The sequence below is a fragment of the Vibrio coralliilyticus ATCC BAA-450 genome, assembly GCF_000176135.1.
Classification (GTDB): domain Bacteria; phylum Pseudomonadota; class Gammaproteobacteria; order Enterobacterales; family Vibrionaceae; genus Vibrio; species Vibrio coralliilyticus.
The window spans coordinates 598,320-615,792 of sequence record NZ_ACZN01000016.1 but is presented as its reverse complement, the minus strand read 5'-3'; the positions used below and the strand labels follow the sequence as shown (position 1 = coordinate 615,792).

Annotated in this window: 11 protein-coding genes, 1 tRNA gene and 1 pseudogene; 6 read left to right on the top strand and 7 right to left on the bottom strand. The window is 43.0% G+C overall.

Going from position 1 to position 17,473, the window contains the following annotated elements; genetic code table 11:
- Nucleotides 1–111 precede the first annotated feature (111 nt).
- Complete coding sequence (locus VIC_RS13935) at nucleotides 112–1,281, bottom strand: hypothetical protein (protein ID WP_050778622.1); 1,170 nt, start codon at nucleotides 1,279–1,281, stop codon at nucleotides 112–114.
- A gap of 124 nt (nucleotides 1,282–1,405) precedes the next feature.
- Here VIC_RS13935 and VIC_RS13930 point away from each other — a divergent pair, with 124 nt between their 5' ends.
- Together VIC_RS13930 and VIC_RS27275 are read left to right on the top strand one after the other, a co-directional pair.
- Nucleotides 1,406–2,605 (top strand): hypothetical protein, encoded by a 1,200-nt coding sequence (locus tag VIC_RS13930; RefSeq protein WP_006960616.1) that lies wholly within the window; start codon nucleotides 1,406–1,408, stop codon nucleotides 2,603–2,605.
- 443 nt (nucleotides 2,606–3,048) lie between these two features.
- Nucleotides 3,049–4,086 (top strand): annotated as a pseudogene (locus VIC_RS27275) (recombinase family protein); the annotation flags it as partial.
- A gap of 519 nt (nucleotides 4,087–4,605) precedes the next feature.
- Here VIC_RS27275 and VIC_RS13925 read toward each other — a convergent pair.
- Nucleotides 4,606–4,696: transfer RNA gene (locus tag VIC_RS13925), tRNA-Ser, on the bottom strand.
- Between the two features lie 309 nt (nucleotides 4,697–5,005).
- Here VIC_RS13925 and VIC_RS13920 point away from each other — a divergent pair.
- Nucleotides 5,006–5,698, top strand: a complete 693-nt coding sequence (locus VIC_RS13920; RefSeq protein ID WP_006960615.1) for a MaoC family dehydratase — start codon at nucleotides 5,006–5,008, stop codon at nucleotides 5,696–5,698.
- Between the two features lie 50 nt (nucleotides 5,699–5,748).
- Here VIC_RS13920 and VIC_RS13915 read toward each other — a convergent pair whose 3' ends face one another.
- Nucleotides 5,749–6,567: a phosphate ABC transporter substrate-binding protein gene (locus VIC_RS13915; RefSeq protein ID WP_006960614.1), complete on the bottom strand. Its 819-nt coding sequence runs from the start codon at nucleotides 6,565–6,567 to the stop codon at nucleotides 5,749–5,751.
- A 138-nt stretch (nucleotides 6,568–6,705) separates the two neighbouring features.
- Here VIC_RS13915 and VIC_RS13910 point away from each other — a divergent pair, with 138 nt between their 5' ends.
- Nucleotides 6,706–7,059: a DUF3024 domain-containing protein gene (locus VIC_RS13910; protein WP_006960613.1), complete on the top strand. Its 354-nt coding sequence runs from the start codon at nucleotides 6,706–6,708 to the stop codon at nucleotides 7,057–7,059.
- A 72-nt stretch (nucleotides 7,060–7,131) separates the two neighbouring features.
- Here the strand turns inward: VIC_RS13910 and rnb are convergent, their stop codons facing one another.
- The gene (gene rnb, locus VIC_RS13905; protein WP_006960612.1) at nucleotides 7,132–9,135 is read right to left on the bottom strand and encodes an exoribonuclease II; all 2,004 of its coding nucleotides are present in this window, start codon (nucleotides 9,133–9,135) and stop codon (nucleotides 7,132–7,134) included.
- A 240-nt stretch (nucleotides 9,136–9,375) separates the two neighbouring features.
- On the bottom strand, nucleotides 9,376–10,533 hold the full coding sequence (locus tag VIC_RS13900; protein WP_006960611.1) for a flavin monoamine oxidase family protein: 1,158 nt from the start codon (nucleotides 10,531–10,533) through the stop codon (nucleotides 9,376–9,378).
- 309 nt (nucleotides 10,534–10,842) lie between these two features.
- Between VIC_RS13900 and VIC_RS13895 the strand changes: the two genes are divergently transcribed.
- A complete protein-coding gene (locus VIC_RS13895; protein ID WP_006960610.1) occupies nucleotides 10,843–12,768 on the top strand; it encodes a DEAD/DEAH box helicase in 1,926 nt (641 codons plus the stop codon).
- Nucleotides 12,769–12,828: 60 nt separating this feature from the next.
- Here the strand turns inward: VIC_RS13895 and VIC_RS13890 are convergent, their stop codons facing one another.
- Nucleotides 12,829–13,797: an ABC transporter substrate-binding protein gene (locus VIC_RS13890; RefSeq protein WP_006960609.1), complete on the bottom strand. Its 969-nt coding sequence runs from the start codon at nucleotides 13,795–13,797 to the stop codon at nucleotides 12,829–12,831.
- A gap of 127 nt (nucleotides 13,798–13,924) precedes the next feature.
- Between VIC_RS13890 and VIC_RS13885 the strand changes: the two genes are divergently transcribed.
- Complete coding sequence (locus VIC_RS13885) at nucleotides 13,925–15,859, top strand: sensor histidine kinase (RefSeq protein WP_006960608.1); 1,935 nt, start codon at nucleotides 13,925–13,927, stop codon at nucleotides 15,857–15,859.
- Nucleotides 15,860–15,869: 10 nt separating this feature from the next.
- On the opposite strand, the gene VIC_RS13880 is transcribed toward VIC_RS13885, so the two are convergent.
- A complete protein-coding gene (locus VIC_RS13880) occupies nucleotides 15,870–17,417 on the bottom strand; it encodes a DUF3369 domain-containing protein (protein ID WP_006960607.1) in 1,548 nt (515 codons plus the stop codon).
- Nucleotides 17,418–17,473 lie beyond the last annotated feature (56 nt).

Sequence of the window (17,473 nt, the reverse complement as noted above, 5' to 3'; positions counted from 1 at the left end):
GCAATAAAAACGTCAGTTTTGAACTGAGGGAGAGAGGGGAGGTTCATTTTGACGGTAAGAGGAAACGTTGATTAACGTTTTAAACAGTAGGTAGCCAATAGGTTAACCTAATTACACATCTAAGATATCCATAAAATAACGTGCCATAGCATCCCGAAAACTTCGACCACCATTGGTTGCATTCTTATAGTTACGGCCAGAGGTATCAAGCACCATAGCCTTGCAATTGCTCCAATGACTAGCATTTTTTGAATAATCTAATTTGCCTAAAATTTGGCCGTAGATTGAAAATTTTTCAAGGTCATATTCTCGTCTTAATAGCTCGTGAACAACTAAAGACAAAGCTTGCCAAATCTGTGTAGAATAGTGAAAACCGTCTCTGTTTCTTAGAAATTGTGTAGTTGCTTCATCAAGCCATGATTTGTAAAACGCAACCAAAAATGGTTTCAACTCTCGTAAAGAGTCTTCATTTGAAAAAGTCCCGTCAGTAAGCTTTGCCAGTGACTCACTCGACATTTTGATTTTTGCACCACAAACCGAAGCTAAAACTACCTGTAACATTGTGGCTTCTGTGGTTACAAAGCTATCGGACTTTGTAACTCTTGTAGCTTTCGACGAAATACCCCCAAACCTTTCCAATTCCATTTCACTGGCGAGTTCGTAAACAAAGTCCTTAACGAAAGACTCATCTGAAATACGGCTAACAACCATAGATTGAAGGCCGCTATAGTTTGAGTTAAAGCTACTTAGTAACTTTATTATTCCGTTATCTTCAAGTGGCTGATCATTGTCGAGAATGAATTTACATGAGATTGACTGAGTCGATAACGAAGACCTCAACCTACTTGTTGTTCTGAGTTCACTTTGGTTCGCGACGAAATCCAACTTTTTATAGTTCCATCCCATTAACTCCATCAGTGCAACAAACTGAATAAGACCACCAATTAGAAGAGCATCCTTCTTACTATATTCAATACTCCGCAACACATTGGAGTTGCCGATCGGTTTTATAGTCCCCTCTCTAACAAGAATCGTCAGGTTAATTTCTAAACCAAGTCGATTTTGTTGGTATGACCGAGAGATTTGCTCTTTCAATTGAGCTATTCGTTTCTGGTTCTCTGCTAAGGCAAGTTCACCGTAAACCAACTGTAACAAAGAGTTAGAATCCTTGAAGCTAGCAAAGGCATTCAACACATCAACCAGAGGCGCAACCGTTAATAACGTTGTAAAGCGACCATGCTTGGCTGACACACCTTCAAAATTAATATTAGAGTTAAGCAATTGTTTTTCCGAAACTTTAAAAACTCGAATGACCTTATTATGCACAATTTTAAATTTAAAACTTGATCGGGGGCAACCCCCGATCAATAATTAAAAAACAGGTTAACAAAGTTGTGAAAGAAAAATGTCTGAACAGAGTAAAGAACTAAAATTCGAAGAAGAGTTTTTAAATAACTTAGTGAAAAAGTACCAAACACCTGCCGATATGTACTTGGGAAGCTCAACGGATCTAATCAAGTCATCAACGAGAAGACTTTCAAGAGATGAAATGGATTCTATGTTTAAAAAACATGCAAGTAAGTACGCAAGTCCAAAGGTAATCGACACGAACATAAAATGTCATGTTGTGTACATACCACCAACGCTTGCTAGGGACCTTTTACAATTTTCTCGAAGAGGTGCAATAAACCCAGAAAACCGAAACAGAAAAGTTGGAGCGAAGGAAGTTAAACGTTATACCGCTACTATGAACGAACGGAAATGGTGTTTAACAGGCGAACCTATCGTTTTCTCAAGCGACGGAGAATTGCTCAATGGTCACACTAGATTAGAAGCAGGCTCACAATCAGAGTTTGGTTTTATTACGGTTTTGATTACTGGAGTTACAGACCTGATGTCATTTGCTCATATTGACGTAGGGAAATTAAGATCTAGAGCTCAAGTATTGGAAATGGCAGGAGTTAAAGTCGACGCCAACGTATTATCTAAAGTAGCACTTTTAGCAAAGGCTTATGAACAAACGTTAAACCCTTTTGCCTTCCGTGGAACACAAGGAACCTCCTTCAGCCAGTCGGAGATTCTTCACTATGTCGAGCAAAATCAAGAGCTGGCTCTATCAGTAGATTTTGTTGCTAAGCTAGTGAAAAAGCACAAACACGAAAAACTTGCACCACCTCATGTCTATGCTTTCGCTCACTATCTCATTAATCACCAAGCCAAGTCATATTCTGGCGAAATCTTGACCTCTCCCGACAACTATTTATCTACTATTATTTCTGGGATTGGAATTTCATCAGAGAGCGATACTGAATTCAAGGTGCGAAATTATCTTTATTCAGTTATGGGAGGGTCTAGTTCATATGACGTAATCTGCCGATTAAGCTGTATTTTTAAAGGGTGGAATATATTAAATAAAATTCCGATTTACAAAAATACAGTAAAGGTAGCTCGTGTCAAAAACAAAACTAGAGATGAAGATGGCAACCTGATACCAATGAAAGGAGCGGGGAATATTAACGAGCCATTCACCGTTCCATTCTCAAACCCCGGAAAAACACCTTTATCAATACGAAAACAAGCTAATGTGAAGGTACTACCCAAATAGATTGACATCGACACTTATAATATATTCTCATTATAAAACCCTTGTTAATGAAAATATGTTGCTAAAAATCAATATATTACCACGTTATTGCTTTAAACATCGTGGCAATATATTGATGATTTTTATATAAAATGTGTTAGACTCCTATAACCACTTGAATATAAATAAGTAATATTTTTTTAAAAAAATTATTTATATTTAAAGCAAAATCTCTCCCACGAAAATCTACGATATTGACTTCCCAGTAATTTGTACATTAATTACTAGTACAATTTATTGGAGATTCATCATGAAAAATTATTTATCTGAGAAATACAAACTAACATATAGAACAAACCTAAATATAGAGGATTGTTTACTTTATTACATATCAAATATTAATGACGAAGACTTGCTAACTATATTAAATGATAATATCAGACCATTAGAAAGGGAGTAATATTATGAGGTATGTAGCTTACTTAAGAGTTTCATCTCACAATCAAGTTGAAACGGGCGACTCAATTGATGGCCAAAGAAATAAAATCATTAATTGGGCTAAACTAGGCAATCACCATATTGTCGCTTGGTACGTAGATGAGGCCAAAAGCGCTTATCAGGGGCCAAGAGCTGAGTTCAGTAGAATGCTAGACGATTTGGAACAAGGGCTTATTCTAGCTGATGGCGTGATTGTATACTCTCTATCCCGCTTTAGTAGAAATCTTCTGGTTCAACTACAAGCAACAAAAACCCTTGAAAAGCATGGAATTTCTTTGGTCTCAGCGATTGAATCTTTTCCCGAAAACCCAGAAGATCAATATGTGATGGTTACGATGCTCGGAGTTATGAATGAGCATCAAAGCAGACAAAATGGAAAAGTGGTGTCAGATAGGCTGATGGACACAGCTAGAAAAGGCTTTTTCACTGGCGGTATTCCTCCGTACGGGTACAAATCTATTGAAGTAGCTGGGGACACATCAAATATCCGACGAAAATTGGAGATAGTTCAAGAAGAAGCAGACATTGTTAGGCATATTTTTGAATTGGCCGAAAAAGGGCATTATGGAAAAGGCATTGGTATAAAAAACATGCTAAACATTCTTAATGAACAAGGGCTAACGTATAGAGGGAAAAGATGGAGTAAAAGTACATTATCCCGAGTTCTCAATAATCCTGTTTATTATGGCGAGAGGTTATTCGGGAAAAAATCTAAGAAAGATACTGTAGTTAGTCCAGCGCCAGCAATCCTCTCAAAGGAACAATTTGATCGCACAAGAGAAAGTATTCTCGCTAGAGGCGTTAATATGCCTAATTCGAAGAGTGTTCGCTCTTCTAGTCTACTTACTGGTATCTTACGTTGTGCCGTATGTGGTGGCTCAATGGTCGTAACAGCCGGAAAAAGTGGAAAGTATAAGTATTACCAATGTAGCTTACAGGTGCAAAGAGATACTAAGCTTTGTTCATCTAAAAGAATTAGTAAACCCAAATTAGAGAAAGAAGTACGAGAAAAGCTACTGCCTCAAGTGTTCTCAAATGAGCATATAACAAATGTCTACTCACAGGCTCGAGACCTACTCAAAGAAAAGTCAGCTGCGTCGAGAGACAAGATGCTACATACAACTAATGCAATAAATAGAGCAAAGGTACAAGCGAAAACTCTCGTGGATCTTTTAGCTAGTGGAGAGCTACAACCTAATGCCACAGTGAACAACCACCTATCCGAACTAAACAGTACTATTTTAAATCTGGAAGCAACGCTAAAACAGCAAACAACTCTCAGCCGTTTGCCAGTAAAAAATGTAGGAGAGAAACAGCTTACAAATTTTGTTCGATGCATCAGTGAACACATAAGAAGTTCGACTGACGAACAGCTCAAGCAGCTATTGTTATCTACTTTCAAAGAGATAAAGGTTCAACCAGCAAAAAAGCTCTTCGCCACAGGAGCTAACATAAACATACTTCGCATTGCCACAAACGCAAAAACGGGAACTGATTTCTCAGTTCCCGTTTTCGGTACAATATGGCGGAGAGATAGGGATTTGAACCCTAGATACGCTATTAACGTATGCCGGTTTTCAAGACCGGTGCTTTCAACCACTCAGCCATCTCTCCGTTGCGGGAGGTATACTAGGTATTGGCATGAGTTTTGTAAAGGATTAATTTGCAGTTATCTGTTTAAGTGACGACAAACTAACCATCTGGTTTTTTGGACAAAGACGACAAAAAGAAGGCAAGTTTACTGTGTAAATACTCTAAACTGTATTTTCTAATAAAATAATGTTTTATTAGAAAACCTTTGATTTATATAAGAAATAGCGCTTTGAGATAACACATGTACGCCCGAAAGTCATTGCACATAATTGTGAAGTATTTCAAAATTAACGGGTTGACCTTTATCAATATAAGATTTCTGAGGTTTATATGAAAGTCGCAGACCTATTTAAACATCGTGGTGATAAGCAGCACTCAGAGCTCATGCAATGGGTTTCTCCTGCTGTACGTGAATATTGGGGTGAGTTTTTACACAAGACAAACAACCGCCACCTGTTTACTCGCCTCAGAGATCTGCAACGTCCAGCAGTCAACGATGAAGTGCAGGCACCTGTCGAGCCACCTAAAGCTGAGCCAAAGCCTATTGAATTGAAGCCAGAAGCACAAAAACTGTTTGACGAACTGCAAGACAAACTTGGTGAAGTTATTCATACAGGTGACTGGCTTGATATTTCTCAGGAGCGTATTAACCAGTTTGGTCAGGTAACGGAAGATATGCAGTGGATCCACACCGATCCTGAGCGTGCTGAAAGCGAATCTCCATTCAAAACGACCATCGCGCATGGTTTTTTGACACTAGCAATGCTGCCAAAATTAACTGACAGTGTCGATCCGGACCACTCGTTATTCCCAACGGCAAAAATGGTGGTGAATATTGGTCTTAATCAGGTTCGTTTCCCGTATCCAGTTAAAGCCAATAGCCGAGTTCGTGCGGTAAGCCGACTATCGAAAATCACGCCAATTCGCAAAGGTATAGAAATAGAGCGCGAGATTAAAGTCGAGATCGAAGGGGTTCGTCGCCCTGGCGCCGTGGTGGTATCCGTAATTCAATTGCACTTTTAAAGACTGGCAGTTTAAAAAAGGAGAGCCGAAGCTCTCCTTTTTTGTATCTACTACTTACTGATTGGTGTGTAGCCGTACTCGCTAATCAGTGCTTTGGCTTCTTTACCTTTCAAGTATTGGATAAACGACTGGGCATCTTTACCTAAGTTTGCTTTTTTGTATAACACAAGAAACGGACGGGAAAGCTCATACTTGCGGTTAGCAATCGTCTGGCTGCTCGCTTCAACACCTTCAAATTGAATCGCCTTAATTGAGCTGTCGACAGAACCAGTCGAAATGAAGCCAATTGCCTGCTTATTGTGGTTCACTATGGTTTTCACCATGCTATTGCTATTTACCACCAAGTTGTCTGGGTTGATATCAGAGACCTGGCGGCCGTTGACGATTTTTGTCAAACCCAGCAGGCTCTCAAAGCTGTAACGCGAGCCTGAAGACGCTTCACGCGTTACCACGGCAATTTTCTGATCGGCACCGCCAATCTCTTTCCAGTTTGTGATTTTGCCTTTATAGATATCAAACAACTGCTCACGGCTCACATTCTGAACCGGGTTCGACTTGTTCACGACAACCGCCAAACCATCAAACGCCAATGGAGTCACCGTAAGCGTTTCATCCTGCTCGCTCTCAGTTAGGTACCTTGAACTCATGCCGATGTCAGCCACGCCCTTTTTAAGCAAAGTGATACCTGCTGAAGAGCCGATGCCTTGAACAGCAATATAAGTATCAGGGTGAGTGGTGTTGAAATCTTCTGCCAAAACGTCCATGACGCGTGCCACGGACGTTGAACCAGACACATTGACTTCACTCGCTAGCGCAGGAAAAGTGAGTAAGGAAGAGGACAATATTGCCGCCAGCGCAACACGAATCATAATAATCTCCAATCTGATGCGGATAAGTTAACTGGCGCTATCATATTTCGATTAGATGACATTTTTGTGAAAACCTATGCAGACTCTTCATATTCTTGTACATACTATGAATAGGTTAGCGAAAACAATGGAGCCGGTATGGGACTGGTCAGTTTGCTGCAAAAACAAGTAGAGAGCCGCGCACAAGTCATTTGTGAACAGCGTAATAAAAGCTTGCCTGCTGAGTTAGGCAAAGCGAGTTATGAAGTGACGGATAACGGAGTCGTGTTCATTAAACAGCACTTTTTGCTGGATTCAGCCCATTGTGACTACATGTTGCCTGTGGCTAAAGTGCAATGGAACGAGGAACACAGTACATGGCTGCTATTTATGGCTGACGAATTGAAAGAAGAGAATTGGTTGCCCTACCCTTATCTAGCACAAAGTCATGATCTTACAGCCATTATGCGTGAAGTGGACAAAGATCCTAAATCAGTTTTCTGGGAAGATTAATCTAATGTAACCCTGTAAATCACGATCAAAAAAGGGCGCTTTGAGCGCCCTTTTGTTTTATCAAGAATCGAATCATTCCGCTGGTGTTTCTGCCGCTTCAGGTGCCTTTACGTCTTCAAAGACTTGAGTTGGCTTCGCGACAATACTGCGTGTTTCTTGGTTTACATCATTCAATACCAATTCAACCACATCACCCAAACGATAGATAACTTCCTTATCGATAGATACAGTACCCGCTTCACCATTACATTCAAGACGTTCTTTGTTTGCCAGAATCAAGGAACCTGGAACAAACGCCGCGGCACCATTTTCAATCAGGCGAACGCGAATACCTGCGCGAGACACGTCAAAGATTTCGCCATTAAATACCGTCTCTTTTGCCGGTTCTTCAGCTAATGTGCGGGCATACAACCAATCACCAACATTGCGCTCTGCAATCTTATGGTGTTTACGATGCAGTGCGAGTTCTTCGCCAACACTTTCATCCGCTGTTTGTACCGGCGCTTTACCTAGGATGTGCGCTTTCAGCATACGGTGGTTAATCATGTCACCGTACTTACGAATTGGAGAGGTCCATGTTGCGTATAGCTCTAAGCCCATTGCATAGTGAGGCAAAGGTTGGTTACCAATTTCGCTGTAAGCTTGGTATTTACGGATACGGTTATCGAGGTAGCTAGTCTCTTGTTTTGCTAACCAGCGACGAAGTTCCGCAAACCCTTCCAGAGTCACCACACTTTCAGCAGTAAACGGCAACTCACCTTCAGGATTAACCAACTCAATCACGTCAGCGATCTTTTCTGGTTTGAAACCTGCGTGGGTATTGAATACACCTGAATCAAAGCTCGCCTTCAGCGCTTTACCTGCACAGATGTTTGCCGTAATCATAGATTCTTCAACCAAGCGATTCGCTGAGCGGCGCATATCTGCATGAATGGCTACCACGTCGTTATCTTCACTTAGCTCAAATCGGTAATCAGGGCGATCTGGGAACACTACTGCGTGTGTTTCACGCCATTCAGCGCGAGCTTTAGAAAACTCATACAAGTCACGAACAATTTCAGCAATCTCTTCCGTTGGCTGCCACGCTTCAGATTGACCTGTTTCAAGCCAGTCAGACACATGATCATAAGCCAGACGTGCGTGAGATTTGATGTTCGCAGCGAAGAACTTAACGTCATCGCCAATAACACCATCTTTGCTGATTGTTACTGTACAGCAAAGAGCCGGACGTTCTTCGTTTTCAATCAGAGAACACAGCTCATCAGCCAAATCACGCGGTAGCATCGGGATGTTGCGACCCGGAAGATAAATGGTAAAGCCGCGCTCTCGGGCGACCTTGTCCATATCGCTGTCCGGCGTGATATAAGCCGTTGGATCGGCAATCGCAATTGTCAGCTCAAAATCGCCAGATTCAGTCTTCTTCGCGTACAGTGCATCGTCCATATCTTTGGTTGATTCACCATCGATAGTAACAAACGGTACATGCGTCATGTCGACACGTTCTAATTCCGCGTCATCTTTGATTTCCCAGTTGTCGATACCTGCAGGTTCACTGTTTGGTAAATCATTTTGCGCTAACGTTACCCACCAAGGTGCGATTTTGTCGTCCGCATCAGTGATCTTCTCTGAGATTTCGACAAAAAAGCCGTTATCGCCTTTCAGTGGGTGGCGAATTAAATGCGCAACAACCCAGTCACCTTCTTTAAAGTCGTCACTTTTCAGGCCTTTTTTGACCCTAGCTTTCAAAGAGAGTTTTTTAAGCTGTGGGTGATCAGGCGTTACATTCAGTTTGCCTTTAAATAGCTTAACGCGGCCGATAAAACGAGTAACGCCTTGTTCCAACAGCTCTTCTGGCTCCGCCACTTCGCGCTCTTTTTCAGTACGGATGATGGCTTTTACTTTGTCGCCATGCATACATTTTTTCATGTATGGAGGTGGAATAAAGAAGCTGGTCTTGCTGTCGACTTCTAAGAAACCAAAGCCTTTTTCTGTCGCTTTGATCGTGCCTTCCTTCTTCGGAAGTGTTTCCTGGATTTGCTGCTTAAGTTGAGCCAGTAGAGGATTATCTTGGAACATTTTAACTTCTAACTAATTCGTTCTTTATTCCGAATGCCAAACGCATGCGGCGCTATGTTGTTCCCAAGTCAATAAGCTATCGGCACAAGGTAGTGGCGGGCCCATTTTTGGGAGTCAATCTATTGCGCCACATGGTACTAGGTAATGTACTGAATGTATATTGTAGAAGCTTTTTATCATCGATTGTTCATACTAAAACCGCAATCACAACGCTTTGAAATATCGCCATAGAAAACGCCGTTAATTAAACTTATGGTGAGTGAGCATCTCCACCACATTTCGCGCCGCCCGCGCAGCATTGTGTACCCCGCCCCAATCCTCTTCATCGGTGTGGTAGGCTTCACCGGCAAAGAACACTTTATCCTTCACAGGTTTAAACAATTTTGACGGACCGCGATACGATGCGCTGTCGGCAAGGTACGCACCCATCACAAAAGGTTCCTCATTCCAATTTTGAACTGTGTGCTTCACATAACCATTGCGAACTTGCTCACCATAAACAGGGGTCAATTCGGAAAGGATTTGATTGATCAGATCAACGTCATTGAGACTTTGATAGCGACGTGCATGCTCTCCAACGGCAAACAAGCCCATCACGTGCTTAGAGCTCTTGTGGCCATAAGCAGCATCGTAATAAAGATACTGGCCTTCATCAGTCTCGCTATCGAGAAAGGTCAAAAACGTCGGATAGAAGTGGTTCTTAAATTCAATAAACACCTTAATTCCTCCCCAGAACGCAGCTTGATTGATCGCATCTCGCTTGTAATCTGGAAGTGGGGGGAGAAAGCGAAGGCGTTCATTGCGAAGGATTGGGAGTGGAACAGTGACGACAACAACATCAAAGTTGTAATGCTTCTGTAGGCTATCGGTCAGCACTACGCCCGCGTCAGCATAGTTTACTTGAGTAATCTCAGTGTCGAAGAGTAGATTAGATTTAATTTCTGGTAATAGATACTGCTCAAAGAAGCCAAGCCAACTGCTGTTGGTAAATCTTGCATCCTGATAGTCTCCGATTTCGCCCTCATAGAGGTTTCCATCTTCAAAATAAGCAACTTTGGCCGTTTTTGGATATGGGCTAAGCCGAACATTAGCTGGCTTTTGAGCGATACGGTCGAGTTCACTTGGCGCGACATGCAGCCATTCTGCGCCCAATGATAAGGGAAAGTCAGCGAATGTGTTTTCTTCTTTGATTCGTCCGCCAATTCTTGATGAAGCTTCGAATAAGGTATATTCAACACCAAGCTCCTTGAGCAGATAACCAGTACACATTCCAGCAGCACCAGCCCCAATGATACCTACCCTTTTGTTTTTTAGTTGTAACTTGAGCGCTGCATTTAACGGGAATGCAGCGCTAATGCCGAGCAAACCGCAAAGTTTAGTAAAGCTTCTCCTATCCATTGATTTACCTATCCGTTTCGAAAGTTAATAACGACTATTTTGCGCGCTAATAGATTCATATATTCACTATTTTTGGTCATTGAATACTCGCTTTAATCAATAGTGAGAAAAATATGTGATGTATTTCAATTTTTTCTGGCTTTTTTTGTGCATTTAGGGAATAATTCCGCCCCCTTAGATATGTCCCTAGCGGCTTGATGCGATTTACGACTTATCCGCATCTGAACGGATTCAGCAAAGAACTGGATTGGTAATGGAATTGGTAGAGCTCGTGGGACCTTTTGTTGACATTAATTTAGTAGGATCCCAATGACAGATTCTGTAATTCAGTTTAGCGACTTAGCGCTTAACGACTCTATCCTTTCTGCACTTGACGGAATGGGTTTCGTTTCACCAACTCCAATTCAGGCAGCGGCTATCCCACACCTGATGGAAGGTACTGACGCACTAGGTAAAGCTCAAACTGGTACCGGTAAAACGGCAGCTTTCTCTCTACCACTTCTGAACAAGCTTGAGCTTTCTCAGCGTAAACCACAAGCCATCGTTCTAGCGCCGACTCGTGAGCTAGCGATTCAGGTTGCTGCTGAAATAAAGAACCTTGGTCAAAACATTTCTGGCCTTAAAGTGCTTGAAATCTACGGTGGTGCATCAATCGTTGACCAAATGCGTGCACTTAAGAACGGTGCTCACATTGTTGTTGGTACACCAGGTCGTGTTCAAGACCTTATCAACCGTGAACGTCTGCACCTAGACGAAGTACACACATTCGTTCTTGATGAAGCGGATGAGATGCTAAACATGGGCTTCGTCGACGACGTAACTGAGATCATGGAGCACGCTCCTGAATCAGCACAACGTGTACTTTTCTCTGCAACTATGCCTCCAATGCTTAAAAACATTGTTGAGCGCTTCCTACGTGATCCTATCACTATCGACGTTGCAGGTAAAAACCACACTGTAGACAAAGTAGAGCAGCAGTTCTGGGTTGTTAAAGGTGTAGAGAAAGACGAAGCAATGTCTCGTCTTCTAGAAACAGAAGAGACTGATGCATCAATCGTATTCGTACGTACTCGTCAAGATACTGAGCGTCTTGCTGATTGGCTATGTGCTCGCGGCTTCAAAGCGTCTGCACTACACGGTGACATTCCTCAGTCTCTACGTGAGCGTACTGTTGATCACATCAAACAAGGTGTTATCGACATCCTAGTAGCAACTGACGTTGTAGCACGTGGCCTTGACGTTCCTCGTATCACACACGTATTTAACTACGACATCCCATTCGATGTTGAGTCTTACATCCACCGTATCGGCCGTACAGGTCGTGCTGGACGTAAAGGTAAAGCGATCCTTCTAGTTCGCACTAACCAAATTCGTATGCTTCGCACTATCGAGCGCGTGACTAAGTCTTCAATGGAAGAGATTCAACTTCCACTACGTGACAAGGTTGCAGAAGCTCGTCTAGTTAAACTTGGTGCTGAGCTAGAGCAAGAGAAAGAACACAAATCTCTTGAGAAATTCGGTGAGCTTGTAGAGAAGCTACAAGACGCACTAGAGATTGACGCAGCAACGCTTGCAGCAATCCTACTGAAGCGCCAGCAAGGCAAACGCCCTCTATTCTACATTGGCGAAGACCCAATGATTGAAGCGATTGAGCGTGACAAGCAACGTCGTAAAGAGCGTCGCGAAGGTGGCCGTGATGGTCGTGGTCGTGACCGTAACTTCAACAACCAAGACTGGGATACTTACCAGCTTCAGGTTGGTCGTGAGCAAGGCGTTCAGGTTAAAGATATCGTTGGTGCATTGGCAAACGAGCTTGGCCTAGTTAAAGGTTCAATCGGTGCGATTAAACTAGCACAAGGCGAGACTTACGTTCAGCTACCAAAAGCAATGTCTTCTGAAACTGCTAGCAAACTACGCAAACTACGCATCCGCCAGAAACAAGTAGATGCCGTAGTATGTGACTTCAACGATTTCCGTGAACCACGTCGTGGCGGCGGTCGTGATGGTGGTCGTGGTGGTCGCGATGGTGGTGGTCGTCGTGACGGTGGTTACCGTGGTAACCGTGACGGCAATCGCGAAGGCGGCTACCGTGGTAACCGTGAAGGCGGTCGTGGTGGACGCGAAGGTGGCCGTCGTGATGGCGAACGTCGCTTTGATCGTAACCGTGGTGGCGATCACCGTGGTAACTACCGTGGCGAACGTGGTCATGGCCGTGACCGTCGCAGCGAAGCTTAATTAGCTAGCATTCTAGAAGCCCCACCAGCGCAAGCTCGTGGGGCTTTTTGTTATCCTGTGTTAATCAATAGGTAGCCAATGAGAAGGAGGCTTTAATCCCCAGCGATGCATCTCTGTTGTCGAATAAATAGCTCGACCCTGCTCACCAATAGTGATCGGAATTTGATCGGCTCTTTCACCAGCTAATATCCGATTGATCAGAGTGCCCGCCTGTTTACCTTGGCTTTCTCCAAATAAGACAACTCCACCGCTTGTTTTCCCAGCGCCGACTGAAAAATCCCAGAAAGAAAATAATGGAATCGTTGAATGCTCATTAGTCCACTGCAACACCAGATCAGAAGGCACACTCTCACCCCCTTCGTCAATCAAGGTATGGTATAAACCAATGATAATGAAGGCCACACCGTCAGCTTCAGCACCCATAATTGCCGCTTCCCATTCACTCCGAGTCGACAATAATAAAATTTCCGTTTCTATACCGAGATTATCTTTGATCATCTCGTACTGCCGTTGAATGTGCTTAGCCGCAATTTTAGAAGTCACCCCTGAGTCAAACATCACACGGACTTTAAAATATCGCTCGGGATGGATGAAACTAAGATCACCAAGACTTTTAATATAAAGCGGGAGCTCTAACACGCCAGTAATCTTGGCTTCGCCTCGATATTGGTACAGAAGGTAACGGGGGTTGGAGTTAACCCCTAAAAACACAATAGAAATGGGCTCTTTATATAGTCTAGGTAACATGTAACTCAACGCGTTATCGTCACCTAAGACCACAACGTCAGGCTGCAAACTGTAATAGTACGACAGAGCTTCATCAGCTTTTGATTCAAATTGATCTTTAGGGAGACGTTTGGTGTCCATTTGAAATCGAAATAGCTGCGCTGTGCTAGTCAGTACTTCCTCAATCCCTTTCACGTAGCTCGCATCCCAAGGATACTCAGCATGATAGCTCTCTATAAGTAGCACTTTCTCCGCTTGGGCAAAACTGCAATGCAGTAGCAACAAAAACGTCAGCACTCTCATAGAACCCCCTTAAAATCACATTTCATACTTTAGTTTAGGATTGAAAACTATCTTTGGTATGAATAGGTCGTTATAAAAGTTAATCAGTGCAGGCTATACTCAAGTAAAAACACGACTTTAGAGTCCTATGAGCCGCAGCAAAAAAGTAGAAGAAAGCATAAATAACCCTTTGTATAGCCGAATTGGTCGCCGCATCATCCTACTCATGGTGACATTGAGTAGTGTAGTAACACTGCTTACCACTTTGTTGCAGCTATCTTGGGACTATGAAAAAGAGTTTAGTGATGTCGACCAAAGACACATTGAGATACGCGACGTGCATGCCAGTTTGTTGGCCTCTTCCCTTTGGTCTTTCGATTTAGTCGTCCTTCAGGAAAGACTCGATGGATTAGTCAACCTTCCTAAAATTGACTACCTTGAAGTCCATTCTGGAAATTACACCTTCAACTCAGGAAAAGAAGTTAAAGGCAATGTCGTCAAAGCTACTTATTTACTCACCTATCGCGATCCTGAAGATGGTCATACTGAAGATATTGGTTCAATTTATGTCGAATCAAACGCACAGGAAATCTATGACTATCTGATTCAACAGTTTATTTCCACACTTCTTCTCAATGCTTTTAAAACGCTACTCGTTTGTTCAGTGATGCTGTTTATTTTTCACGCTAGTGTTAATCGTCGTGTCTTCCAGATTGCGCAGTATTTGAGAGCATTTAATCCGCGTCATCCGAGTCCCCCATTGGTTTTGGAGCATACTCGTTGGATCACAGAAAAAAATGACGAGCTGGACTGGCTGGGAGAAGGCGCTAATAAGATCAGTAACAACATTACTCTGCTCTACAACAGTATTAAAAGCGAGCAAGAACGTTTGGCGGACTTCACGCATGTGTCGTCGGATTGGTTGTGGGAAACCAATGATCTTGGTCAGCTTATTTATTGCTCAGAACCAATGAAAGAAACGCTTGGCCTAGCTGCGGTTAATGGCCTCAGCTTTTCTGACATAGAAGATTTGCATGACTCGACAGGCCTGCATCAGGCAATTGCTAGGCGGAATGATTTCACGCAAGTCGAAGAAAGTGTCACCATCAACAGCATCACCCTACATCTTTTGTTCCAAGCTAAAGCGCGTTATGAAAATAGCCAGTTTTTGGGCTTTAGAGGCACGGCCATCAATATTACTGAACTGAAGCTGACACAAATTGAGCTTGAAGAACTGAACCAAAATCTGGAACGCATGGTCGCTTCAAGAACACTCGACCTAAAGCAAAGTATGGAACAACTTCAAGAAACTCAGGACAAGTTGGTTGAGTCAGAAAAACTCGCGGCCTTAGGCGGTTTGGTGGCAGGTGTTGCTCATGAAGTTAACACACCATTAGGTATCGCCGTAACCGCAACTTCAGTAATAAGAGATGTAACCAGCGAACTCAACGCAGCCTTCGCAGCTCAGACTCTAACCAGTACACAATTTGAGACACTGATGAAACGCATGTCTGACAGCAGCCAAATGCTCGAACATAACCTCAGCCGTGCAGCAAAATTGGTGAAGGATTTCAAACAAACCGCCGTCGATCAGGTATCCGAAGCTCGTTCTCAATTCAACGTTATGCAAGTATTGGAGGCACTGTTAGCTAGCTTGCATCCTGAAACTCGTAAGATCCCCGTTGAACCTAGATTAACGGGTGACCGGACTATTTTGATGAACAGCTTACCAGGTGTGCTAACTCAAATTATCTCTAACCTCGTTATGAACAGTATCAACCACGCCTTTGATAACCAACCTCAAGCGGAAATCACTATCTCATTCTACCAAGTAGATGAATCAATAATCGTTGAGTACCGCGATAACGGCAGTGGCGTGGACGCCTCATTGCATCAGAAGATTTTTGAACCTTTCTACACTAGTAAACGCGGGTTGGGTGGCTCTGGATTGGGGCTTAACTTGGTGTTTAACCTAGTGAAGCAAAAGCTCCAAGGAGAGCTGGAATTCAACTCTCAACCAGGTGAAGGGGTGTATTTTAAACTCACACTTCCAGAAAATTTACCGATGGAAGATGAACACTAACGTTAGAAAATTAATCTGGTAGGGAATTGCGAATTTCAATAAACTCATCCCAATGTAAGATGAGCAGCTCAACCAATTCAGGTTCGAAATGCTTACCTTTTTGGGCAACCAGCTCTAACATAATGTCTTCATCACTCCAAGGCTCTTTGTAGCTGCGTTTTGCCCCTAGTGCATCAAACACATCGGCTAAAGCGGTAATACGACCCGTTACGGGTATATCTAGGCCAGATAAACCATTCGGATAGCCTGTCCCGTCCCACTTTTCATGGTGATAACCGGCAATTTCCTTAGCAACAGTAATCAAGCGACGCTTAGATTTGCTGAGAATATCCACGCCATAATCAACGTGTCTCTTCATGATCTCCCACTCTTCCGCATTGAGCTTACCGGGTTTGTGAAGGATCGAATCAGGTACCGCGACCTTACCTACATCATGTAATGGTGAAGCGTGCTTGATGACAGATGCATCTGATTCACTTAAACCATACAGTAGAGCCAGTTTTTCACAGAATAAAGAGACTCGTTGAACATGAGCACCTGTTTCTTTACTCCGCGCTTCCACTGCATTAGCAAGGGTGTAAACCAACTCTTTAGAAGTTTCGCGAATATCCAGCATTAGGCTGAGATTTTCAAAGGTTAAACCTATGTTCTGCATGTAAATCTCAAGCAACTGCATGTCCAATTCTGTAAGCTCACGCTTAACATTCACATATAAAATACAGTCTACGCCTTGTTCATCATGCGTATACAACACGTAGGCATCACCAAACTTCTCTGACTTTTGCGCTTCAAATACACGCTTACAACGCTCAGACACCTCTACGGGTAGCTTTTCAAAAGCACACTCACTATAGAAATCAACAAAATCACCAGTCGCAGCAAGCGTTAAGGCGCGCGACTCTTCGCCATTTGGTCGAGGTTGAACAATGCAGTATAAAGCGGACTGATCCAGCTTAAGCAGGGAAGTCAATTGCTCTAGCACGGAGGTAGCATAGGTCTGAAGAGTGGTGGTGTTTTGAACATACGCCGAAGCTTCAATCACTTTACTAAGTCCCTTCTTTTGTTGCTCAATCAAGCAAAGGTCGCGATAGGAACGAAGCATAGAATAAAGTAGGGTTTTGAGTTTTTGCGTAGTTAGTTCAGTTTTTTCTTTGTAGTCATCGATTTCATATTCGCGAATGACGGTATCTTCTGGAGCCTGACCCGCCTGCCCTGTTCGCAGAACGAGACGGACTAAGCTGTTACCAAGCTCTTCACGGACGTACTTAACCAGCTCCAGACCCGCGTGCTCTGTTTCCATAACCACATCAACAAGCGCGAGAGCGATGTCATCTGAATTCTGAAAAATACCTTTAGCTTCCGTTGCGGAAAAAGCGGATATCAGTTCCAGATGTCTACCTTCAAACTCAAAATCAGAAAGGGCCAGCTTAGTGACTTGATGCATTTGCTCATCGTCATCAATCAACAATACTTTCCATGGGGAAGCCAACCGCTCTGCTGAGTCTTGTTCACTGGTCGCAGGTTGCTGTGACTGTCGATGGTCTGCAAACAATTCCATTTCTTGTCTAACCCCTAATACTATTTCTCTAACTTAAGGTTTAGCACAAACTTATA